Origin of the sequence: Flavobacterium sp. MDT1-60 (assembly GCF_014844035.1) — a bacterium.
Taxonomy (GTDB): Bacteria; Bacteroidota; Bacteroidia; order Flavobacteriales; family Flavobacteriaceae; genus Flavobacterium.
Genome location: NZ_CP062159.1, coordinates 2,248,862 through 2,273,628 on the forward strand (window position 1 = coordinate 2,248,862; position 24,767 = coordinate 2,273,628).

Below are 24,767 nucleotides of genomic sequence, written 5' to 3' on the forward strand. Positions count from 1 at the left end.
TTATTTTTTAATGCGTTGTAATATTAGCCACAGATTAAAGGATTAAACAGATTGAAATAAATCTGCTCAATCTGCGAGAAAATATTTAGCTACTAAATTGTTATTTAGATGCCAAAGCCACATCAACATCATTTTTCAAATCGCCTAAACCATCTTTCTTGAAAATGATTTTTCCATTTTGATATAAAATCAAAGTCGGGAAAACCTTTACTGTTTTTAAATCGGCAATAACTTGTGGACTTTCTTCCAGCTCAATTTGAACAATTTTCAGTTTTTTTCCATATTGTGTTCTAAGATTTTCTAAAATTGGTTTTACTGTTCTGCAGGTTGCGCAATATTTTGAACCAATATCTACCAAAACATAACTGTTGTCTGCGATGATTTTTTTGTATTCAGGTAAAGTTAATTTACTTTTTAAATTCGTATAAAAAGGTTTTCCGCCGCCAATCCAGCTGGCGATTCCGCCTTCTAAAATATAGACTTCAGAGAATCCTTTTTTTATTAATTCAGTTGATAAAAGACCACTTCTGTAAGCTGCAATAGAATAAATAAATACAGGTTGTGAAGGATTTAAAGCCGCAACCTGTTTTTCATAATCTTCTGATTTAAGATTGAAATTTAAAGCGCCTTCAATATGGTTTAAAGCAAATTCTTCAGGACCTCTGGCATCAATTATCTGTGGATTTTTTTGACTTTTAATTTTCGTATAAAAGGCATCTAATAAAACGATACTACTGGAGCTTTTATCCTGTGAAAAACCACTTATGGTTAAAAGAAAAAATACGATTGTGAAACTATTTTTGAATATTTTATTTTTCATGATTTTTGATTTTGAATTTCTTTAGAATGAAATAAATTAGCAATGCTTCAAGATTTAATTTTGACTGCATTGCTTCATTTAATTTATTTAAAACTCATTTGTGTTTTTTAAGATTGAGCCCGTTCGTAAACCGAACCCGGAGTAACATTTTCTGGTTTTGGTCTCAGCGGCACAGATAAAACGCCATCTGCCAAAGCGCTTCCTTCTTTTTTAGATTTGAATATGGGCCATAAAAACTGTGCGTACCATTCTTCTTGTTTATAGGACTTCATTCCATAGGATTTCGGGAATTTTCTGGTAATTAAACCAGTTCCGAAGATGATGTCCCAAAGGAAAAACATGTTTCCGAAGTTGCCTTTAAAATGTCCAACGCCGTCGCCGCTGGTATCGGCATGATGCGCGTGATGCGTTGCAGGAGTCGAAATTAAACGCTCTAATACCCATGCAATCGGATGCAGTACTTTGTATTTGTAAAAAGGTTTATCCCAGGCAACACTGGAATGTGCTCCCAAAACGATGAAACTTTTGATAACCAGAACAAATAAAGCTGGTAATCCCAAACCTAAAAAGGTCAAAGTAGCAGTTAAGTAAATTTGAGAGAAAAACACCGTGTAAATAAAATTTTGTCTGTTTAACATCGCCACTCCCATATAAGGAGCAGAATGATGTGTTCTGTGAAACCGCCATAAAAAAGGAACTTGGTGGTGTAAGCGATGGTACCAATATTGTGTCAAATCATCGGCTACGGCAATTAAGAAAAAGCCTCCCCAAAATGGAACCCATGAAAGAGAGTTTTCAAGATTCGGAATTAAATTCGGTAAGATCGTTAAACTGAAAAAAGCAATTATTGGAGGTAAAATTAGTTTTGGAGCAAGGAAACTTATAATATCAATTTTGCGTTCTTCGCCTGTCCATTCGTCATCGTATAAACCTGCTGTGAATTCGATGATTCCCAGAACAAGCATAAAAACGATTAATCCCCAGCTTCTAATGTTTTCGAATGCGGGTTTTGTAAATTCTAAAAAAGAAGGAAGTGTAATATGCGATTCACTTACAACACCGTTACTTAATTTAAAATAAAGGTAAATTGCCAATACAGGCAAAGCGTATAGTAAAAGGCTGATACTTAAATCTCTTGTTAGCTTTGAATTTGGAATTGCTGCCATGATTTTTTATTTTAAAAGCAGGGCTATCAAATGGAACATTTAATAGTCCTGCATAGATTTTATTTGATTTTTTACGACTGAACTGGCTCGTAAACGTTTTGATTTGTTGCCACCGTATTTTCTTTTTGAGAAGTTGGCAGAGCAAGAACACCATCTGCTAAAGGGCTTCCTTCAATTTTAGATTTGAATATTGGCCATAAAAATTGAGCATACCACTCTTCACTTTTATAGGTTTTAGTTCCGTAGGATTGAGGGAATTTACGTGTGATTAAACCCGTTCCGAAGATCACATCCCAAATGAAAAACATGTTACCGAAGTTGCCTTTAAAGTGCCCAACACCATCTCCGCTTGTATCTGCATGATGTGCATGATGCGTAGCCGGAGTCGAAATCAAACGTTCTAAAACCCACGCAATTGGGTGCAATATTTTGTATTTGTAAAATGGTTTGTCCCAGGCAAGGCTTGAGTGTGCTCCCAAAGTGATGATACTTTTAATAACCAAAACAAATAAAGCAGGAATTCCCAACCCTAAATAAGTTAGCGTTGCAGTCAAATAAATTTGAGAGAAAAACACAGTATAAAGGAAGTTTTGTCTCGAAGCCATCGCCATTCCCATATAGGGAGCCGAGTGATGGGTTCTGTGAAAACGCCATAAAAACGGAACCTGATGGTGAAGTCTGTGATACCAATATTGGGTTAAATCATCAGCTATTGCAATTAAGAAAAAACCACCCCAAAATGGAACCCATGATAATGTATTCGCTAAATTTGGAAGCAAATAAGGTAAAGCAGTTAAGCTGAAAAATGTAATTACGGGTGGTAAAAGTAATTTCGGTGCTAAAAAACAGATAATGTCTACTTTACGTTCGCGTCCTGTCCAGTGCTCGTCATACAAACCTGCTGTAAATTCGACAATTCCCAAAACAATCGAAAAGGCAATCAATCCCCAACTTCTGATGTTTGTAAATGCGGGTTGTAAAAATTCTAAATAAGTTGGCAATGTAAGATGTGATTCTGATACATGACCATTGTTTAGTTTAAAATAAAGGAATATTGCCAATACCGGCAAACTATAAATAAAAAGACTAATCCCTAAGTCTCTTTTTAATTTTGTTTGATCTAATGCCATAATTTCTTATTTTAAAAATTGATTAATTAATGCTAAACCTCCCGCCAAAATGACAAGTGGCACCAAAAAAACAATCGCCCCGACGATAATTTTTTTTCCTATTACTTCGTAATCTGCTTTTCTCATGATTTCCTTTTTTCTGTTACTAAAAATTTAAAACTTCTGTTGTATATCAAGAAGTTGTAAATTTAAAAATAAAACTATTAATTCTATATAATTAGTATAGTTTAATTTGCTTGTTTTGTAAAATTTTGTTATATAAGTCGACCAAATTTTATTTTTGCTTTCTTTTATTTTTTCAAATTGAATTTTATCCTGCAAGTTTTTGAATCTTGCAGGATAAGATATTATTAGTTAGAACTTCCGGCACTTCCCGGTTTAGTAGCTTGTTTAATCAAATCCTGAAGCGTTTTACCTTTATCTGCTCCAGAATTGTGTATTCTTCTGTTGTACACATCCTGCCAGTCGATTAACGGATAAACGTTATTTTCTTTAGCTTGTTCATCAAATAATTTTTTAAGCTCAGCCAACTTTTCAGGATATTTCTGAGCCAGATTATTACGCTCGTTAAAGTCTTCGTTTAGGTTGTACAATTCCCAAACATCTGCATCAAAATTGCTTTCTGCTGGTTTATCGTTTTTACCCAAAGATTTTTTTACTGCAAATGAATCTGGTAAATGAGCGGCTCCCGCTTTCCATCCATCTTTATAAATTGCTCTGTTTCCAAAAATGTAGTAGTACTGAACTTTGTGTAATGATTCTGCTTTAACATTATCTAAAGAAGCATAAAAAGAAGAACCCTGAATAATATCCTGCTTCACATTTTTGATATATTCCGGAGCTTTGATTCCCGCAATATCCAGTGTTGTTGGAAGCAAATCGGTTACATGGCTATACTGATTTCGGATACCGCCTTTGTCTTTAATTCCGTTTGGATAAAAAACAATCAGCGGATTATGAGTTCCACCTTCAGATTGTGCATCTTGTTTCCAGTTTTTGAAAGGTACATTGGTTGCTTGTGCCCATCCTAAAGGATAATTGGTGTTTAGACCTTTTGCAGTTCCAATTTCGTCTATATTAGCCAGGTTTTTCTTCAAATTTTCATCGTCAGATGTTCCTTGAGAAAATAGGCTTTGATTAATTGTTCCTTCAGTAGTACCTTCTTTACTTGCTCCATTATCTCCAATGGCAACAAAAATTACCGTATTGTCTAATTGATTGCTTTCTTTCAGATAATTCACAACTCTTCCAATTTCATAATCTGTATACGTTAGGAATCCGGCGTAAACTTCCATGAAACGAGCATACACTTTCTTTTGTTCCGGAGTCAGTTTTTTCCAGTCAGTAATTAACGGATTGCGTTCTGGTAAAGCAGCATTTGCCGGAATTACACCCAATTTCTTTTGGTTCGCGATAACTTCTTCACGGTAAGCATCCCAGCCTTTATCAAATTTTCCTTTGTACGGATCACTCCATTTTGTAGCCACCTGATGGGGTGCGTGAGCAGCTCCAGGGGCGTAGTATAAAAAGAAAGGTTTTCCAGGCGCCGCTTTTTGCTGAGTCTTTATATAACCGATTGCTTTGTCAGTAATAAGTTCATTTAAATGACGTCCGTCCGGAGTAACATGAACCTGATCTTCAACTAAATCAGGATTGTATTGATCAGTCTGAGATCCTAAGAATCCGTAGAAATGATCAAAACCTTTTCCGGTTGGCCATCTGTCAAACGGACCTGCGTCAGAAGCTTCTTCATCTGGAGTAACTCCGTATTTACCAACGGCAAAAGTGTTATAGCCATTCGCACGCAATATCTCTGCAATTGTTCCTTTATCTGACGGAATTCTTCCATCCCAACCAGGAAAACCTGCTGATAATATGGTATGTGAAAAACCACTTACGTGAACTCTTCCTGAATTTCTTCCGGTTAAAAGTGCCGCACGGGTAGGAGCACAAATAGCCGTCGTATGAAAGTTGGTATAACGTAAACCATTATTGGCTAACTGATCAAAAGTTGGCGTTTGAATTAAACCTCCAAAAGCAGTTGAAGCCCCGAATCCAACATCATCCAATAAAATCCAAATGACATTTGGTGCACCTTTTGGCGCTTTTACCGGCTCTGGCCAATATTCTTTAGAATCGGCTAAAGTTTTTCCGACCACTCCTTTAAATTCTTCTGGTTTATCTTGTGCAAAACCAAATTGTGCAATAAGAATTGCAGTAATCAAAAGCCCCTTTTGTGGGTTTATGATTTTTGAGTTAATTTTAAATTTTTTCATCATTTCTTTTTTAAATATTTTATTTATTCTATGGATTAGTATGATTTTAAGCTAAAATTTTATTCTGTAATCCGTATTTTAACGATGCTATTTTATTTTATTCCAATCTTCGACACCTACTTTTACGGACCATTGCTGATGTAATTCAATGAGGGTTTGGAGTACTTTTGGTTCTGATTTTGCCAGATTTTTTGTTTCTGTTCTGTCTGTGGCAAGATTGTACAATTCCCAAGGCTGATTGTTTTCGGCTACCGCTTTCCACTGATCCTTTCTTACTGCTTTACTGCCTTCATGTTCCCAGAACAAAGCTTCATGCACATGAGATTGTTGTCCTTCAAATTCCTTTTTTAAACTAATACCTTCTAAGGGCGTGAGTTTTTTTCCCTGAAAAGAATCAGGATATTGAAAACCGGCAAACTCCAGACAAGTTGGGAAAATATCAATCAAATGACTTACTCTGTTGCTTACTGTACCTGCTTTAATATGCTTTGGATGATAAGCTATAAAAGGTGAAGCAATACCACCTTCGTGAGTGTTCTTTTTGAATAATTGAAAAGGCGTGTTGCTCACATTTCCCCATGGGCTTTCGTAACTATCAATCGACGCAACCGAACCTGCTGTTCCGTTTTTTTGTGTAACATAATTCCAGTTTTTCACATCATCGGCACTTCCGCCATTATCTGAAAGAAAAAGAACAAGGGTATTATTTTCTTCTCCCAAAGACTTTACTTTCTGCAGGATTTCTCCAATTCCAGCATCCATTCTGTCGATCATGGCGGCATAAATTGCCATTCGGGTATCCCATTTGTCTTTTTCTTCAGTACTTAGTTTTTCCCAATCCGGCACTTTTTCAAAACGATTTGATAAGTCCCAATTTTCATCAATGATTCCTTGTTCTTTTAATTTTTTAAAACGTCTTGCTCTCAATTTATCCCAGCCTTCCAGATATTTGCCTTTGTATTTTGCAATATCTTCAGGCAATGCCTGAATGGGCCAATGCGGAGCATTATAAGCAACATAAAGAAAAAAAGGCTGTTGCTGATTTCGTTGTTTTTCCAAAGAACTAATGGCAAAATTGGTAATTTCCTGAGTCAGATAGGTAGAAGTATCTGTGCGAATAATTTCTTTATCTCCTTTCAAAAAAGTAATCTTTCTACCGTCGTTATACAGAGGTTCCGAATTGAAATAACTGCTCCCATTGTTTTGTAAAGTAAAAGAATCATCGAATCCTCTATTAACCGCCCAGGCTGATGGTACTAAACCAACGTGCCATTTTCCTGAAACAATGGTGTTGTATCCTGCCTGTTTGAGTGCTTGCCCAATCGTGATGCAATGCTCGTTTAAATATCCCTGATAGGCAGGAAACCCCTTGTCTTGCACCATGTCCCCAACACCTGCCTGATGCGGATACAAACCCGTAAGCAATGAAGCCCGGGAAGGACAGCAACGCCCTGCATTGTAAAACTGCTTTAGAATAAGCCCGTTTTTAGCGAGTTTATCCAGGTTTGGAGTTTTAATTTCTGAGCCAAAAGCACCAATATCTGAGAAACCTAAATCATCCGCCAAAATGACGATGATGTTAGGTTGTTTTTTCTGTGCAAATAGCTGAAATTGTGTAACAACCAGTAGGGCAAGTATGAAAAGTTTTTTGATCATTTTATTTACTCGTATGTAGGCCTTTTGTTAATAGCCAGGGTTTTGTGGTAATCCAACAGGATCAATATTTCTTTCGCTTTGCGGAATCGGATATAAATTATTTCTTTCCGAAACAGAGTTTTTAGCTGTTACTTTTTTAATTTCAGTAACTAAAGTTCCCCAACGTACTAAATCGAACCATCTTTGACCTTCCTGCATAAATTCTTTTTTGCGTTCTTCCTGAATGGCAGCTCTAAAAGTTACCTGATTTAATCCTGATAAATCTACAGTGGCATCTGGTATTGTAATTGGTTTTCCAAACGCTCTTCTTCTCACCTGATTAATTAATTCATACGCTTCAGGCGTTGGCGCTCCCTGTTCATTTATCGCTTCCGCTAAAGACAATAAAATATCGGCATAACGAATAAGCGGGAAATTGATTGCCACGTTTGAAGGAGTTGCTAAATTGGTTAAATCAAGATATTTTTTAAAAATTGGTTTTGGGAAAGTATATAGTGTTCCTGTAGCAGGATTTGGCAATTGTTTGGCAAAAGTGACATCTCTGCGTAAATCTCCCGCAGCAAAAATGTCATAAAATAAAGCTACATCTGAAATAATATCTGCGGGTTCCGTTGCTGTAAAACCTGTAAATGACGTCGCTTGAAAAGTACTTCCGCTAGATCCGTTTCCTGCCTGATTTGGTTCGAACTGCACAGAGAAAATATGTTCTTTTCCATTCTTTTTTGCTTTCGCGAAAATATCTCCAAAACTTTCAAAAAGTGCATATCCGTATCCGCCATTAATAACTTCTCTGGATTTTGCAATCGCATTTGGCCAGTCTTTTTTGGTCAGATATACTTTGGCTAAAATCGCTTTTGCAGCTCCGGATGTTGCACGTCCGGCATCAGTCGCAGGATAAGTTGATGGTAAACCTTCAGCGTCCTTTAAATCTGAAATAATCTGAGTATACACTTCTTCAACTGAAGCTCTTTTAGATTTTAAGCTTTCTAACTGAATAGAAGTTGGTTCATGTAAAACAATTGGAACCCCGCCCCAAAGACGAACTGCCTGAAAATACAATAATCCTCTGATGAATTTTGCCTCCAGAATCAACCTGTTTTTAACAGCATCTGTACCGGCCACTTTAGGAATGTTATCGATTGAAACATTGGCTCTGTTGATTCCAGCATAAATTTGGCGCCAGGCTACCTGAACACGATCAGATGTGGCATCATGAGTTAAACTACTTAAAGCTCTTACCTGCGGATTGGTTGCCGAAACTCCAGCCGATGCATAATCAGTAGCCATATCAGTGAGGAAATAAAGATTTCTGCCGAATAAACTCTGTTCTCCCGGATCAAGGCTCAACGAAGCATAAACTGCAGTTACACTTGCAATAGCATCATCTTGCGTTTTAAAGTAATTATCTTCGGTTACGAAAGAGGTTGGTGTTACCTCCAGATCTGCGCACGAAACAAATAGTCCTGCACTTAGTATGAATGTTATAATAATCTTTTTCATTTTATATTTTTTTTACTTAGAAAGTTACGTTCAGGCCCGAAATGAATGTTTTAGAGTTTGGATAAGAACCAAAATCAATTCCCGGGTATAAGTTGTTTTGTTCGTATGAACTTACCTCTGGATCATAGCCAGTGTATTTAGTCCATGTAATTAGGTTTTCAGCAGATACATAAAATTTTACACTCTTGGTTCCCAATTTTTTAGAAACACTTTTAGGTAATGTATAGCCTAAAGTGATTAGCTTTAATCTTAAGAAAGAAGCATCTTCGACATAACGTTCTGAAACGATTCCAAGAGGAGAACTTGTAGCTCTCGGAATTTCATTGCTTGGGTTAGCTGGTGTCCAACGGTCTTCAAGTGTAACATTGGCATTTGTTCCCAGAGTCGAAATTTCTAATTGCTGATTTAAAGCATTAAATATTTTTCCGCCATAAGCGCCCTGGAAAGAGAAATTCAGATCAAAATCATTATAAGAAATTGTGTTACTGAAACTTCCAACAAATTTTGGCTGGGAAGTTCCAAGATTTCCTTTGTCAAGGGCTGTAATAACGCCATCTCCATTAGTATCAACATATCTTCTGTCACCCACTCTTGTATTGGCTAAACTGTTTATTTTTGGTTGTGTGTTAACTTCTTCCTGAGTCTGGAAGATTCCATTGGTTTTGTATCCCCAGAAAGTTCCTAAAGGCAAACCTACTTTTACGGTTACCGGTTGTTGCTGTAATAATGAACCATTTGGAACGATTGGGAAAAATTGATCAACTCCATTTCCTATCGAAACAACTTTGTTTTTGTTGGCAGAGAAAACGAAGTTAGAATTCCATGAAAAGTTTTCTGTTTTGATGTTTTCTGTAATCAAACCAATCTCAATACCTTTATTTTCAACTCCTCCAATATTCTGTAAGACAGTTGCAAATCCTGAAGTCAACGGAACTGGTACATTGATTAACAAATCGTTTGTTTTTTTGTAATAAACATCAAAAACAAAATTGATTTTTCTGTCTAATAATGATAAGTCTAAACCAACGTTATATTGATTTGTTTTTTCCCATTTCAAATCCGGGTTTGCCAATCGGGTAGGAGCTAAACCTGTATATAATGTACCTCCAAAAGCGTAGTTTACAGAACCCATTTGAGCCAGAGAAAGATAATTTCCAATTTCCTGATTTCCTGTTGTTCCTGCTGTTATTCTCAGTTTGGCTTCCGTTACACCTTTAATGTTGTTAGCAAAATCCTCATCGGTAATATTCCATGAAAATCCGGCTGACGGGAAATAACCCCAAAGTGATTCTGATCCAAATCTTGAAGAACCATCTGCACGCCCTGAAAGTGTGAAGTTGTATTTTCCTTTATAAGAATAGTTTACTCTCGCTAGCCATGATTTTAAAACACTTTCGAAAGCGTCACTATAGGGTTTTACCGGTACACCATCTTGTAAAGCGTTGTATGTATTAGCATCATTTACAAAAGTGTTTGCGCCTGCATTTACCACTTCACCTTTTGTGTATTGAAGTGTATATCCTCCCAAGGCAGAAAATTTATGATTATCACCAAAATTAGTGTTGTAATTCAATGTGTTTTCATTCAATACTGAACTTACTAAGCGATCTCCAACTGAGGCTAAACCTTTAGTTCCGGCTCCTGAAGTTGTAGTTGCTGGTGCATAATAATTTTGTTTGGTATCAAGAACATCTCCACTAACAGCAACTTTTGCAGTAAGTTTTTTGGTTATTTTGTATTCACCAAATAAATTGGTCAAAATTCTGTTGATTTTAGTTTCATTAGTGGTATTCTCCAAATCATTAATTGGATTTGCAATAATTCCATTAACTGCAGTTGCATATGGATTATTAGTTAAATTGTAACTTCCATCTGCATTTTTAATAGGAACCACAGGAGGTTGATACAAGGCAACCACTAACGGGTTTGGCTGTCTGCCGGCAGAAGACCCGCCGTTTGTTCCAACACCATTTGCAACCGAATTACTATAGTTGGCATTTACACCAAATTTAAAATTCTGAGAATAATTTCTTTCGTAATTGACACGAAGGGAAATTCTTTTGAAATCTGAAGCGATTACAATTCCTTCCTGTTGAAAATAACCTGCTGAAATGGCATATCTTGAACGTTCATCTCCGCCTGAAAAAGACAATTGGTGATTTTGAATCGGTGCCGCAGTTCTAAAAACGGCATCTTGCCAGTCATAACTTCCTGAAGTTTTAAAAGCTTCTATTTGAGCTGCAGAAAATGAAGGAGCCTGACTAATACTTGCCTGAACGTCATTACGTAAACTTGCCCATTGACTGGCATTCATTACATGTAATTTTTTTGAAACATTCTGGAATCCAAAATAGCCTTGATATGAAATATTATCCTGACCTTTTGTTCCTTTTTTGGTAGTAATAATTACAACTCCGTTTGCTCCACGAGATCCATAAATTGCAGTTGCAGAGGCATCTTTTAGGACTTCAATCGATTCAATATCCGCGGGATTAATAGTGGATAATACATTGACAGTTGCTCCTGCATTAGCTACTCCGGCAGTACTATTGTTATTGTCATTGTAAATTAAAACTCCGTCAACCACATAAAGGGGTTCGTTACCTGCTGTAATTGAGTTTCCTCCTCTAATACGCACACTTGAAGAAGCTCCCGGACGACCAGAACTTTGTGTAACTACTACTCCGGGAATTGCACCACGTAATAAATTATCTGCCGATGAGGTAACCTGAGATAAATTTGCTTTTGGAACCGATGCAACAGAACCTGTAATGTCTTTTCTCTTTTGAGAACCGTATCCCACAACTACTAATTCATCTAATTCCTGACGTTCTTCTTTTAAATGGATCGTTACAGGATTTTTGTCAACGATTACTTCAGTTTTTTTATATCCAATATAACTTACAATTAAAGTATAAGGTAATTTTTGACCTGTTTGGAAATAAAATTTTCCTTCTGCGTCGGTTTGAACTCCGTGTGTTGTTCCTTTAATAATAACAGACGCTCCAATAATCGGTTGATTGGTAACATCATCTACAACAGTTCCATCCAATTTAGATTGTATAAGTGGCGTCGTATTTTGAGCATTAACTCCGGCCGTCAGAAGCAGGAGAAATAGTATTGAGTATATCTTTAATTTTTTTTTCATTTCTTTGTATTGGTTTAAGTAATTAACAAGACGCCCTGGGCACTGATTTTTCAGCACTCTAATTGTGTTCTTGATTTAGCGATAAATATTCTTTAAGCCTCGCCATTTCTGTTGCCGCAGAAATGGCTTTTTTTATTTATATACAGCAGCGATGCATCTTTTTCATTTTTTAGGGTATTTAGTTATTAATTATTTTTTTTTGATTTATAGGTATAGTTTCAAGAATCATTTCAATACAAATAAATGCATCAGATAGATTTTTGGAATTTTCAATAAGAATTTTTGTGATGAATTTTATATAGTTTCGTTTTTGGTTCCGATTTAATAATGAATAAGGAAATCGTTAAACGAAAAAAATTTGCTGAGATTTAGCAACAGAAGCACATATAACAAAATGTGTTATAAGTATATTTTTTTGGAAGATTTAAATACGATATGCTTTCGGTTGTTTTCAAAATATAGTTTTTTTGGTTTTAAATATGATTTTAAACTCTACTAATCCTATAGACAAAGTTAATTTTAATCTAATAAAAACCAAAAAAAAACTTAATATTTTTTTTTACAGCAAGAAATAAAGAACTAAATCTAGAAGTTTTTTGTTTTTAAATAATTGATTTTTAGATAATTAAATATTTTTTTTAATAAGTTAAAAATGTTAAATACCGATTCGTAAAAGGCTTTAAAATGTAGTATTTTATACTTGTTTTTTATGTTTTGATTATTTGTGTAATTCGGGAAACGGATATAAAAACGTCTGAAAAGCAATTATTTAAAAATATTTAGGTTTTTTGAGCAAATTAAAATTCAATATTTCAAACATTTAAAAAAATAGAAAGGAATATTTTTTTAAAAGTTAATTCCAAAAAGCAACAAGATTTAAATACTTGGTATTTAGTTATTTAGTAATATATTTTTGCTTAAATTTATAATGCTTAATTTTCGTAAGCAAAATATTACCTATTTTTTGCTTGATATATAACGATTTACGTTTTATAAAAAAATCTACCTAAATACTATTTTATGGCAAATCTTTCACAATCTCATCGCATTCTTTTTTTCAATACACTAGGTTTTATGGTTTGTTTCGCCTGTTGGACACTCAACGGGGTTTTGGTTACCTTTTTAAATGATCGTGGTATTTTTGAATGGAGTGTCGTTGAGATAGGATGGTTATTGGGAATTCCGATTTTAACCGGTTCTATTATGCGATTGCCAATGGGAATTTTAACTGATAAATACGGAGGAAAACCAGTTTTTTCATGTTTATTAATTCTAAGTTCAATTCCGCTATTTTTACTTCCTTTTGCAACGAGCTTTTGGACATTTGCAATTTTAAGTTTCCTTTTCGGAATGGTTGGTACCAGTTTTGCCATTGGAGTAGGCTATACTTCAATTTGGTATCCAAAGGAATGGCAGGGAAGGGCATTAGGAATTTTCGGAATGGGAAGTTCAGGAGCGGCTTTGACAACATTTTTAGCACCAACTTTACTCAATAATTTTACAGAGAATGATCCGGAAAATGGATGGAAATGGCTGCCTGTTATTTATGGAATTGCCTTATTAGCGACAGGAATTGTATTCTTTATTTTTACAACAAATAAGAAAGTAGAAGCAACATCAAAAACAGTTAAACAATTACTGCAGCCTTTAAAAAGCGTTCGCGTCTGGCGTTTTGGACTTTATTATTTTCTGGTTTTTGGTTCCTTTGTTAGTTTCTCACAGTGGTTATTGCCCAATTTTATGAATGTCTACCATACTACATTAGTCACAGGAGGTCTGTTTGCATCATTTTTTAGTTTACCAACAGGCGTAATTCGGGCCTACGGTGGTTTTTTATCAGATCGTTTTGGAGCTCGAAAAGTAATGTATTGGGTATTGAGTTCTTCAGTCGTTTTAAGCTTCTTATTAATGTTTCCGAAAATGGAAATTACAACTGCCGGTTCCGGTTTATTAGCTTCTAAAGCAGGAACAGTTACGAAGGTTTCAGAAGATCAGATTGTGGTTGGTGATAAAACGTATGCCATAACAAAAGAGGATAAAGAGGCAAAAAGCAGCAAAATTTTACCTTCAAAAAAAACATGGCAAGAAGTCGTTGTGCAACAAAATCAACAAATTCAAAAGAAAGATTTACTGGCAGAAGGAGTAACCCAAATTCATTTTGAAGCCAATATGTGGATCTACCTGGCATTGGTTATTTTAATTGGAGCCGCCTGGGGAATTGGTGCTGCTGCGGTTTACAAACATATTCCGGACTATTTTCCAAATGAAGTGGGAGTAATTGGGGGAATGGTTGGTATGCTGGGCGGTTTAGGAGGTTTTTTTGGGCCGATTATTTTTGGATATTTATTAAGTTTTACCGGTTTTTGGACGAGTTCCTGGATGTTTATTTTAATCATTTCGTTAATATGTCTTATTTGGATGCATCGTGTTGTGGTTAATTTAATGAAGGAGAAGTCTCCGGAATTTGCAAAAGACATGGATAGAAAAAGTTAAACGGATTTTGTATCATCAATATTTTATAAAAGCTTGTCTTATAATTAGTATGAGACAAGCTTTTTTATTAATTCATTTTCGGATAGGAGACAAAAAAGTCTTTTATATGATATATGTCATTTTCTTCCAAAATAGAAGGCTATAATTTTGCTTCAAATGAGAACAAACTGTCTCATTAGTTAAGTATATTTTAAAAGCCTATTATGAGTGGTTTATCTCAATCTCACCGAATTTTATTTTTAAACACACTTGCCTTTACAGTATGTTTTGCCTGTTGGACATTAAATGGTGTCCTTGTGACTTATTTGGTCGATAAAGGTATTTTTAACTGGACAGTTGTAGAAACGGGCTGGCTGTTGGGAATTCCCATTTTATCCGGTTCTATATTCCGTCTTCCAATTGGTATTTTAACAGATAAATACGGCGGTAAAATTGTTTTTACATTTTTACTATTGTTATGTTCCATACCCCTTTTTCTGCTTCCATTGGCCAATTCATTTTGGAGTTTTGCTGTTTTAAGTTTCTTTTTTGGATTAGTAGGAACCAGCTTTGCTGTCGGAATAGGTTATACCTCTGTATGGTATCCAAAAAATTGGCAGGGAAGGGCTTTAGGCATCTTCGGAATGGGGAATGCAGGTGCGGCGATTACCACTTTTATCGCACCTACTTTATTAAATAATCTCTCAGAAAAAGATCCAATAAATGGTTGGAAAACTTTGCCTGTTATTTATGGCGGGGCTTTAGTTATTATAGGGTTGCTTTTTATTGTTGCAGCTAAAAACAAAACCAATCAGGTGCCTTCCAAATCAATGACCGATTTATTGTCTCCACTTAAAAATATGCGCGTTTGGCGTTTTGGAGCTTATTATTTTTTAGTCTTCGGTTTCTTCGTAGCCTATTCACAATGGCTCTTACCCAATTTTATGAATGTCTATCATACCTCTTTAGTGATGGGCGGAATGTTTGCAACCTTGTTTAGTTTGCCATCTGGCGTAATCAGGGCTTTTGGAGGTTATTTATCAGATAAATTCGGAGCCAGAAAAGTAATGTATTGGGTTTTAGGCTCTTCAATAGTAATCAGTTTTTTATTGATGTTTCCAAAAATGGAAGTGTTTACGACCGGCCCGGGAGTCATGGCTTCTTCAAATGGAATTGTTACCGAAGTTTCTGCTAATGAAATAATGGTAAACGGAAAAGCACATAAAGTTTCAGAAAAACAAATCAGCAACAAAAATGAGACCTCAATTTTTCCGGTAAAAAATTCATGGCAGGAAATAGTGGTAAAACAAAATCAGGAAGTCAAAAAGAAAGAATTATTAGCACAAGGTATTACGCAAATTAAGTTTAGCGCCAATCTTTGGGTATATGTGGTTTTGGTAACCCTGATAGGGATTTCATGGGGAATTGGAAAGGCAGCTGTCTACAAACATATTCCGGAATATTTTCCAAATGAAGTTGGAGTTGTGGGAGGAATGGTTGGATTAATTGGCGGACTTGGCGGTTTCTTTGGCCCCATAATTTTTGGTTACCTGCTCAATGCTACCGGATTATGGACCAGTTCCTGGATCTTCATTTTCGCAGTATCGGTTCTTTGTTTGCTTTGGATGCACCGAACAATTATAAAAACAATGCGGATTAAATCACCGGATTTTATCAGAGATATAGAAGCTAAATAATAAAAATAAACAAAGAATATTATGAAAACCTGGTTAGATAAATGGGAGCCCGAAGATGAAATATATTGGAATACTGCAGGAAGTAAAATTGCCTGGAGAACTTTAACAATAACAACGCTTACGTTAATTCTATCATTTGCATCCTGGTTTATGATGAGCGTAATAGCCGTAAAATTACCAGGCTTAGGATTTAATTTTTCGAAAGATCAATTATTCTGGCTGACCGCCATTCCGGGATTGGCTGCCGGATTCTTAAGAATCATTCACACTTTTATATTACCCATATTTGGGACTCGACATGTCGTTTCTTTTGCAACAGCAATTAAATTAATTCCCGTAATCGGAATTGGTTTTGCAGTAATGAATGTAAATACGCCTTTTTGGGTATTTGCTGTTCTTGCAGTCACAACAGGTTTTGGAGGAGGCGATTTCTCCTCTTACATGCCCAGTACAAGTTTATTTTTTCCAAAGAGATTAAAAGGAACGGCGCTCGGAATACAAGCCGGAATAGGAAATTTTGGTGTTTCTGTAGCGCAGTTTGTTACGCCCCTTATCATAAGTATTGGAATTTACGGAACAGCTTCTGTATTTACAAGCATTGATCAAAAAGAAACCATTACTACTTTTCAGCATTCAACCATCGAAAAACAAAAAGAAGTTTTTGGCTTACTTGATGCCGACGTACAAACTAAAATATTATCAAACGTAAAGAAAACTATTATCGACTCGGTTAAAACATCAATTAATTCAGATGATAAAGTTGTTCTTTTTAGTTCGTTACCAATAAAAGCGAAGGCAAAAGCTATTGCCAACGCAAACCCGAAATTAGCAGAGAAAATACTTAATGATATAAACCCTCAAAATACTGCGGTTAAAAACAAGGAAATATATTTACAATCAGCTGCTTTTTGGTTTGTTCCTTTCTTATTGTTATTGTCAATTATAAGTTGGTTTTATTTAAGAAGTATTCCGATGAAAGCATCCATTAAAGAACAAATGGATATTTTCTCCAATAAACATACTTGGTATTGCACGATAACCTATTTAATGACTTTTGGAACTTTTGCTGGTTTGTCTGCCGCTTTTCCCTTAATGATTAAATTTTTATATGGAGATTTCCCAAATGCACCGGATCCTTTAGTTTATGCATTTTATGGTCCGCTTATTGGCTCTGCAAGCAGAATTGCTTTTGGTTTTGTTGCTGATAAAGTTGGTGGCGCAATACTAACTACAATTACCGGTTTAGGAATTTTGGCTGGAGCAATCATTTTGATAACGCAAGGACTTGTTGCGCCAACAAGCATGGATCAATTTCCGCTTTTTGTAGCAGTAATTTTAGCGATGTTCTTCTTTACAGGAATCGGAAATGCAGGTACTTTTAGACAGTATCCAATTATTTTCGCAGAGAATCAGCGTCAGGCAGCCGGAGTAATTGGCTGGACAGCTGCAATTGCTGCATTTGGACCTTTTATCTTTTCGAAATTGATAGGAAATAATATTTCTGCTAATGGTACCGTAAATCAATTCTTTATTGGTGTGGCTTTTTTCACTATATTAGCTACAGGTATCAATTGGTGGTTCTATAATCGTAAGAATTGTGAAAGACCGAGTTAAGAAGTAATCATTAAATTTTAATTAAGGATGAAAAATAAAACATTTAATACCAAGGCTTTACTTATAGCAACTGCAGTATCAGCACTGACCATTGTTTTTGTTTTTTATGGTTCAAGAAAACTGCAAAATTTTGATGCCGCGCTAATCACTTATTTATTCGGAACCGTATTTGCTTTCTTCGGAATTGTATATAGATATTCCGTTTGGCTTCAAAGACCACCAACGTGGATGTATTTCAAACGCAGTCTTCAATTTTTATTCACAGGAAAAATACTTTCGCACTTGTGGTTTTTGGGTAAAGAATCTGTCGGAAATATTGTAGTTCAAAAATTCATTTATCCAAGAAGTAAATACCGTTGGTTCGCCCATTTTTGTATTGCACTAGGATGTATGTCAGCTTTTGCGATAACCATTCCGCTAACATTTGGCTGGATACATTTTACATTGGCTCCAAATTCCATTTCTATTTACGAAGCTCATTTTTTCGGTTTTAAAATGATGGATTTTAAAATAGGATCTTTTCTCGCATTTCTGATTTTTCACGCTTTAAATTGGTCTTCCTGGTTGGTAATAATTGGATCTGTCTATTATTTAAGAAGACGATTAACAAATCCGGGTTTAATAGCAACACAAACTTTTGAAGGTGATTTGTTACCCCTTATTTTATTGATTGCAATTTCAGTTACAGGATTATGTTTGACCTATTCCTATCAATTCATGAAAGGATTTGCATATGATTTCTTAGCGGTAATTCATGCCGTAACGGTCATTATGTTTTTAATATGGATTCCGTTTGGAAAATTCTTTCACATTATACAGCGTCCTGCACAAATTGGAACTCATATATACAAGAAAGAAGGAATCAAAAAAGGAATGGCGATTTGTCCACACACCGGAGAAGAATTTGCAACACAACTTCATATTGACGATTTAAAAATCGTTACCAAACAATTAGGTTTCGACTTTACACACGAAGATGGAACTTCACATTTAGATTTAAGTCCGGAAGGAAAAAGATCCCGTTTAGCACAGGCACACTTAAAAGCCAGATTAGCGGGTGGAAACTTATTTGGATAAGAAAAATATAGTTTCAGGTTTCTTTTGTTTCAAGTTTCAGGTTCTCTAAGACAACTTGAAACCTGAAACATGGAACTTGAAACAAAAAAAACAAAAACAAAAATGGCAAAATTACCTATATCAACTGAAAAAATAATTGAGGCTTTCGGTCCTCATCTAAATTATGCACCAAAAGACGGTTACGAAGGTAGAGACGAACCGGATGAGCTTGTAAAAACACATTGCTGTTTCTGTGGAATGCAATGCGGTATTCAATTGTCAGTAAAAGATAATAAAGTAGTAGGTTTTGAACCATGGATGGAATTTCCTTTTAATGAAGGACGTTTGTGCCCAAAAGGAGTACAACGCTATTTACAAAATAATCATCCGGATAGACTTTTGCATCCGATAAAAAGAGTAGAAGGAAAAGGTTTTGAAAAAACAACATGGGATGAAGCTATGGATAAAACCGTTTCTGAAATAAAAAGAATTCAGGAAAAATATGGTAAACATGCTTTTTCAATGCTATCAGGCGTATCGCTTACCAATGAAAAAAGTTATTTGGTTGGAAAATTTGCGCGTGTTGCTTTAAAAACCAGAAATTTGGATTATAACGGAAGACTTTGCATGGTAAGTGCCGGAGCAGGAAATAAAAAAGCTTTCGGTTTGGACCGAGCTTCCAATAATTACTCGGATTTAGAATATGCTGAAGTGATTATCGTGGCTGGTGCCAATATCAGTGAAACTTTTCCAACTTTAACGCATTGGATTTGGAAAGCAAGAGATCGCGGAGCAAAATTAATTGTTATTGATCCCAGAATGATTCCGCTAGCCAGAACGGCAGATATTCATTTAGATGTAAAGCCCGGAACAGATTCGGCTTTATACGGTGCAATGTTAAAATATCTCGTAGATAATGATATGCTGGATCATGATTTTATAGATAATTATACATCTGGATTTCAGGAAACAATCGATGCGGTAAAAGACTATACTTTAGAATGGGCTGAAGAAATTACCGGAATTGATAAAGATAAAATAAAAGCTGCAGCCGAATTATGGGGCAAGGCCAAAACGAGTTTCCTGCTTCACGCACGTGGTATAGAACATCACTCAAAAGGAGTTGACAATGTTTTAGGTTGTATTAATTTGGTTTTGGCAACCGGAAGAATTGGTAGACCTTATTGTGGTTACGGAACAATTACCGGCCAGGGAAACGGACAGGGCGGAAGAGAACATGGCCACAAATGTGATCAATTACCAGGAAACAGAGACATCGAAAATCCGGAACACAGGAAATATATTTCTGAAGTTTGGGGAATTGATGAAAAAGACATGCCCGGAAAAGGACTTACAGCGTATGAAATTATAGAAGCTATTCATCGGGATGAAATCAAAGGTTTAATTTCAATCTGTTTCAATCCATTGGTTTCATTGCCAAACAATAATTATGTAAGAGCGGCTCTCGAAAAATTAGAATTCTATGTCTGCATTGACTTCTTTTTGAATGAAACGGCCCGTCATGCGGACATTGTATTGGCCGGCTCTTTACAGGAAGAAGAAGAAGGAACAACAACTTCTGCAGAAGGGCGTGTTATCCGAATTAGACAGGCTGTGACGCCTCCGGGAGATGCAAGAACGGATACTTCAATACTATTGGAAATTGCTGAGCGTCTGGGAGAAAAAGATAAATTCACTTACGATAATAGTGAAGCCATTTTTAATGAATTAAGAGTTGCTTCGAAAGGAGGAACAGCAGATTACTTTGGAATAACGTATAAAAAAGTAGAGGATAATATGGGTATTTTTTGGCCTTGCCCATCAGAAGATCATCCCGGAACTCCCAGATTGTGGGAGGATAAAAAGTTTAAAACTCCTAATGGGAAAGCACATTTTAATCCCGCTCCCTATAAATTGCCTGGCGAAGTTACTGATGAGGAGTATCCGATCATATTGACGACAGGCCGTGTAGTTTCGCAATATTTGAGTGGAACACAAACACGTCGAATTGGTAAACTGGTTGATCAATTTCCGGAACCGATGTTAGAAATTCATCCGGAATTAGCTTTGAAATATAATATCAGGCAAAGAGAATTAGTCAGAGTTGTAACCAGAAGAGGAGAAGGAATTTTTCCGGCAAATATTGTTGAAACCATTCGAAAGGATACTGTTTTTATACCCTATCATTGGCCGGGAGCAAAATCTGCAAACCAGTTAACCCCGGGAACTTTAGATCCGATTTCTAAGATACCGGAATTTAAAGTTTGTGCCTGTTTACTCGATCCATCAGGAAAAATAGCGCCCTCATCAAAAGAATCTGAAGCTTATGTAAGTGTTTAATCTATAAAAAAAGGGCATTATGAACTTAACTAATTTTAATAAAAATGAAGAGTTTTTTGTAGATCTGCAACGTTGCATTGGCTGTAAAGCTTGTGAAATGGCTTGCGCCGAATGCGAAACAAATGGGCAGGAATCATTAATCAGTGTGAATTATGTAGAGCGTTCTTCAACCATACAAACAACAGTACAGGTCTGCATGCATTGCGAAGATCCGGTTTGTGCCAATGTCTGCCCTGCTGATGCGATTTCGCAAGATGAATTTGGTGTTGTACACACAGCAAATACAGAAAGATGTATTGGTTGTTCCAATTGTGTTATGGCGTGCCCGTTTGGAGTTCCGAAAAAAATGGAAGAGTACGATTTGATGATGAAATGCACCATGTGTTATGACAGGACGAGTGTGGGTAAAAAACCAATGTGTGCAACAGTTTGCCCTAGTGGAGCTTTATTTTATGGCACAAGAGCGGAAATAGAAGAAATGAGACCCAACAGTTCTCCGGTCAACACATTCATTTTTGGAAAAGAAACGGTCAATACTAAAGTGAATATTATGATGCCTAAAGGCAGTAATGAATTAAGAATATATTAAATCTAAATCCATGTCTAAAGAAGATAATTTAAATAAAAACTGGAAAAAAGATTTCCCAATACAAAAGCAGGAATCAACGCAGGTAAGCCGTCGCGATTTCGCAAAATTCCTGACTTTTGTTTCAGGCGGATTAATGATAGGAAGCGGATTCGTTGCTGCAAAAGCTTATTTATTGCCTAAAGACGGAGTAGAAGGCGAGCATTTTATTTGCAATAAAAATGAAATTCCGATTGGCGGAACCAGAGGTTTTGTTATTGAAGGAAGTACTGTTCCCTATATATTAATTCACTTGGAAAGTGGCGATTTTAGGGCTTATGAACAAAAATGTACTCATTTATCATGTTCTGTTTTTTATAAACCAGGAACCGGAATTATTCATTGTCCGTGTCACGAAGGTTCATTTGATGCCATGACGGGTGATGTAATTGCCGGCCCTCCACCACGGGCCTTGCCTCAATTAGACGTTTTTTTTAAAGAAAATAAAGTATATGTCAAGGCTTTTACCGAAGAAAAAGAAAGTTAGAAATGAATTAAAAATGAATTATCATGAGTACATTTAGACGAAGTCAGAATCGCGCCAATCCTAATAAACTGAACAATATTCTTTCGACTCTTATTTTTATACTAATTTTAAATGTGAGTATTCAAATTTGGCTGTTATATGCTTCATTGAACAATGCATTAGATAACAATAAAGAGATTTTACTTCCCGCATTTATAGCCTCAGCCATATTATTTTTGATTGGTTTTGCGTGGCTTTATTATCTTCCAAAAGGGAACTTCAAAAAATAAGTTAGCGAATTTGAAATATCTTTGGGTTGATTTTATTTTATTTTTAAAAATTCACTAAAAATACAATTCAAACTCATTGCTTAATTCCAAATTTAAACACCATCAAAATGCTATTTTTTGTTTTTTCTGAACGTATTTAAAGAATTAAGCATAAATTTATAATCTTTAAATATTTTAGATTATTAACGATTTAAACTAAGTAAAAATACTTATATTTGTAATAAGTATTTTTTGCTTATAATATAGCAGCCATGATTCAAGTTGAACAAGCCTTATCGATTATTGCGGAAAATAGCACTAAAATGCCGATTGAGAAAATACTGGTTCATAAAGCATTAGGATATGTTTTAGCCGAGACAGTTTATTCGCCAATTGATATGCCGCCCTTTCGCCAATCGGCTATGGATGGTTACGCTTTTATTCATGGTGAAAAACATCAGTATGATGTTGTGAGTAGTTCACAAGCTGGAGATCATGCTAATATAAAATTAAAAGAAAACGAAGCGGTACGCATTTTTACAGGTGCTTTTGTCCCTGATGATGCAGATACTGTAGTAATGCAGGAACATGTTTTGGCAAATAAAGATTCCATTTTGATCGCCAGCATGCCAAAACAATTTACAAATGTTCGTGCAAAAGGGGAGCAGATAAAAAAAGAAGAGGTAGTCTTTGAAGCCAATACTTTGATTACACCTGCAGCAATTGGTTTTTTAGCTTGTCTGGGAATTACCGAAATAACGGTTTATAAAAAACCTAAAGTAGCTATTTTAGTGACTGGAAACGAATTGGTGAAGCCGGGTAAAAAATTGCCAAAAGGAAAGATTTATGAAAGTAATTCGGTTATGCTTCAGGCGGCGCTGCAAACAATCGGAATAAAGAAAATAAAAAGTTATAAGGTTAAAGATAATCTTAAAGCAACGAAAAAAGCTTTAAAAAACATTCTTGAAAAAAATGATATAATTTTGATTTCTGGCGGAATTTCAGTTGGAGATTATGATTTTGTAAAAGAAGCTTTATTGGCTAATGATGTTGATGAACTTTTTTATAAAATCAATCAAAAGCCTGGAAAACCAATGTTTTTCGGACGTAAAAAGGATAGTTTAGTTTTTGCTTTACCTGGAAATCCAGCGTCTTCACTAACTAATTTTTATGTTTACGTTTATCCGGCGATTAAAAACAGAATGGGTTTTGCAGAAATTCATTTACCAAAATTAATGCGAAAATTGAATAGTGAAATTACAAATTCAACTGGTAAAACATTATTTTTAAAAGCTTTGTATGATGAAACTCATGTCAACGTTTTAGATAGCCAAAGTTCAGCAATGCTTAATACATTTGCCATTGCCAACAGTTTACTAATTGTACCAAATGATACAGAAAACCTTAAAAAAGGTGCACTGGTAACGTTGTTGCCAATTGATTAGAGGATTTTGGAATAAAGAATAAAGAATAAAGAATAAAGAATAAAGAATAAAGAATAAAGAATAAAGAATAAAGAATAAAGAATAAAGAATAAAGAATAAAGAATAAAGAATTTCAAGCTTATATGGCAGTGTGTAATTTTAAACATATAGCATAACTTGAAACCTGAAACAAAACGATTAAACAATAAAAAATGAATCTCCTTAGTTCCGAAAATATTCTCCTTTTCAGCTTCGCATTAATTGTGATTGCATTTTTATATTCGAGTGTTGGACATGGTGGAGCATCAGGATATTTGGCTTTGATGACGATTTTTGCATTTCCGATTTCGGTTATGAAACCATCGGCCTTATTATTAAATTTATTTGTTTCGAGTATTTCGTTTTTCTTTTATTACAGAATGAATTATTTTAAACCAAAATTGTTTTATCCGTTTGCAATTGCTTCAATACCAGCTGCATTTATTGGTGGTTTTATCACTTTAGACAATACAGTTTATAAAATTATTTTGGGAGTTGTTTTGGTTTTTGCAGCACTAAGATTGTTCGGAATATTCAATTTTAAAGAAAAAGAAACAGTGACGATTAACATTCCATTTGCATTGGCAATTGGTTTTATTATCGGATTATTATCGGGAATGCTGGGTATTGGTGGTGGAATTATTTTGAGTCCGATTTTATTGTTTTTGGGATGGGCCTCTATTAAAGAATCGGCAGCGATTTCAAGTTTGTTCATTTTTGTGAATTCATTTGCCGGAATTATGGGTTTCTTTTTAGGAGGAAAAACAGTTCCGACAGAAAGTTTTTATTTGGTTCCGATTGCCGTTGTAGGCGGTGTTTTGGGTGGCTATTATGGCAGCGGTTATTTCTCCAATAAAACATTAAAAATTGTTTTAGGAACGGTGATTTTAATGGCAAGCATCAAATTGATTTTTCCTTAATAACTAATAAATTAAAATTAACCGCAAAGTACGCAAGGTTTTACAAAGCGGTTTTTAGAAATAGCAAAGTTCGCAAAGCTTTGCGAACTTAATTTTAAAGTTGACAATGAATAAAACCTTAGCGCTCTTTGCGGTAAAATTTTTTCCCA

17 protein-coding genes are annotated in these 24,767 nt (G+C 35.4%); 10 read left to right on the forward strand and 7 right to left on the reverse strand.

Features of this window, described 5'->3' with window-relative positions; all coding sequences use genetic code 11:
* Nucleotides 1-100 precede the first annotated feature (100 nt).
* The 7 genes from IHE43_RS09760 to IHE43_RS09790 all read right to left on the reverse strand — a co-directional run bounded on the left by IHE43_RS09760 (nt 101) and on the right by IHE43_RS09790 (nt 11,696).
* Nucleotides 101-820, reverse strand: a complete 720-nt coding sequence (locus tag IHE43_RS09760) for a rhodanese-like domain-containing protein (protein WP_192187753.1) — start codon at nt 818-820, stop codon at nt 101-103.
* 107 nt (nt 821-927) lie between these two features.
* Complete coding sequence (locus IHE43_RS09765) at nt 928-1,986, reverse strand: sterol desaturase family protein (protein WP_192187754.1); 1,059 nt, start codon at nt 1,984-1,986, stop codon at nt 928-930.
* Nucleotides 1,987-2,057: 71 nt separating this feature from the next.
* Nucleotides 2,058-3,116 carry a sterol desaturase family protein gene (locus tag IHE43_RS09770; RefSeq protein WP_192187755.1) on the reverse strand — a complete coding sequence of 353 codons (1,059 nt, stop codon included), beginning with the start codon at nt 3,114-3,116 and terminating at the stop codon, nt 2,058-2,060.
* Between the two features lie 350 nt (nt 3,117-3,466).
* Nucleotides 3,467-5,392: an arylsulfatase gene (locus tag IHE43_RS09775; protein WP_192187756.1), complete on the reverse strand. Its 1,926-nt coding sequence runs from the start codon at nt 5,390-5,392 to the stop codon at nt 3,467-3,469.
* A gap of 87 nt (nt 5,393-5,479) precedes the next feature.
* On the reverse strand, nt 5,480-7,048 hold the full coding sequence (locus IHE43_RS09780; RefSeq protein ID WP_192187757.1) for an arylsulfatase: 1,569 nt from the start codon (nt 7,046-7,048) through the stop codon (nt 5,480-5,482).
* 27 nt (nt 7,049-7,075) lie between these two features.
* Nucleotides 7,076-8,548 carry a RagB/SusD family nutrient uptake outer membrane protein gene (locus IHE43_RS09785; protein WP_192187758.1) on the reverse strand — a complete coding sequence of 491 codons (1,473 nt, stop codon included), beginning with the start codon at nt 8,546-8,548 and terminating at the stop codon, nt 7,076-7,078.
* Between the two features lie 16 nt (nt 8,549-8,564).
* Entirely contained in the window at nt 8,565-11,696 is a 3,132-nt protein-coding gene (locus IHE43_RS09790; RefSeq protein ID WP_192187759.1) for a TonB-dependent receptor, read from the reverse strand.
* 1,020 nt (nt 11,697-12,716) lie between these two features.
* Between IHE43_RS09790 and IHE43_RS09795 the strand changes: the two genes are divergently transcribed.
* The 10 genes from IHE43_RS09795 to IHE43_RS09840 all read left to right on the forward strand — a co-directional run bounded on the left by IHE43_RS09795 (nt 12,717) and on the right by IHE43_RS09840 (nt 24,618).
* Nucleotides 12,717-14,189, forward strand: a complete 1,473-nt coding sequence (locus tag IHE43_RS09795; protein ID WP_192187760.1) for a nitrate/nitrite transporter — start codon at nt 12,717-12,719, stop codon at nt 14,187-14,189.
* A 203-nt stretch (nt 14,190-14,392) separates the two neighbouring features.
* Complete coding sequence (locus tag IHE43_RS09800; protein WP_192187761.1) at nt 14,393-15,865, forward strand: nitrate/nitrite transporter; 1,473 nt, start codon at nt 14,393-14,395, stop codon at nt 15,863-15,865.
* A gap of 21 nt (nt 15,866-15,886) precedes the next feature.
* Nucleotides 15,887-17,479 (forward strand): magnesium transporter MgtE N-terminal domain-containing protein, encoded by a 1,593-nt coding sequence (locus tag IHE43_RS09805; RefSeq protein ID WP_192187762.1) that lies wholly within the window; start codon nt 15,887-15,889, stop codon nt 17,477-17,479.
* Between the two features lie 27 nt (nt 17,480-17,506).
* The gene (locus IHE43_RS09810; RefSeq protein ID WP_192187763.1) at nt 17,507-18,556 is read left to right on the forward strand and encodes an MFS transporter; all 1,050 of its coding nucleotides are present in this window, start codon (nt 17,507-17,509) and stop codon (nt 18,554-18,556) included.
* A gap of 102 nt (nt 18,557-18,658) precedes the next feature.
* Complete coding sequence (locus tag IHE43_RS09815) at nt 18,659-20,875, forward strand: molybdopterin oxidoreductase family protein (RefSeq protein ID WP_192187764.1); 2,217 nt, start codon at nt 18,659-18,661, stop codon at nt 20,873-20,875.
* 19 nt (nt 20,876-20,894) lie between these two features.
* On the forward strand, nt 20,895-21,464 hold the full coding sequence (locus IHE43_RS09820) for a 4Fe-4S dicluster domain-containing protein (protein ID WP_099708769.1): 570 nt from the start codon (nt 20,895-20,897) through the stop codon (nt 21,462-21,464).
* Between the two features lie 10 nt (nt 21,465-21,474).
* Nucleotides 21,475-21,987 carry a ubiquinol-cytochrome c reductase iron-sulfur subunit gene (locus tag IHE43_RS09825; RefSeq protein WP_192187765.1) on the forward strand — a complete coding sequence of 171 codons (513 nt, stop codon included), beginning with the start codon at nt 21,475-21,477 and terminating at the stop codon, nt 21,985-21,987.
* 23 nt (nt 21,988-22,010) lie between these two features.
* The gene (locus IHE43_RS09830; RefSeq protein WP_192187766.1) at nt 22,011-22,256 is read left to right on the forward strand and encodes a DUF6755 family protein; all 246 of its coding nucleotides are present in this window, start codon (nt 22,011-22,013) and stop codon (nt 22,254-22,256) included.
* A 251-nt stretch (nt 22,257-22,507) separates the two neighbouring features.
* Nucleotides 22,508-23,680 (forward strand): gephyrin-like molybdotransferase Glp, encoded by a 1,173-nt coding sequence (gene glp / locus IHE43_RS09835; protein WP_192187767.1) that lies wholly within the window; start codon nt 22,508-22,510, stop codon nt 23,678-23,680.
* A gap of 191 nt (nt 23,681-23,871) precedes the next feature.
* Nucleotides 23,872-24,618 carry a sulfite exporter TauE/SafE family protein gene (locus tag IHE43_RS09840; protein WP_192187768.1) on the forward strand — a complete coding sequence of 249 codons (747 nt, stop codon included), beginning with the start codon at nt 23,872-23,874 and terminating at the stop codon, nt 24,616-24,618.
* Nucleotides 24,619-24,767: the final 149 nt, after the last annotated feature.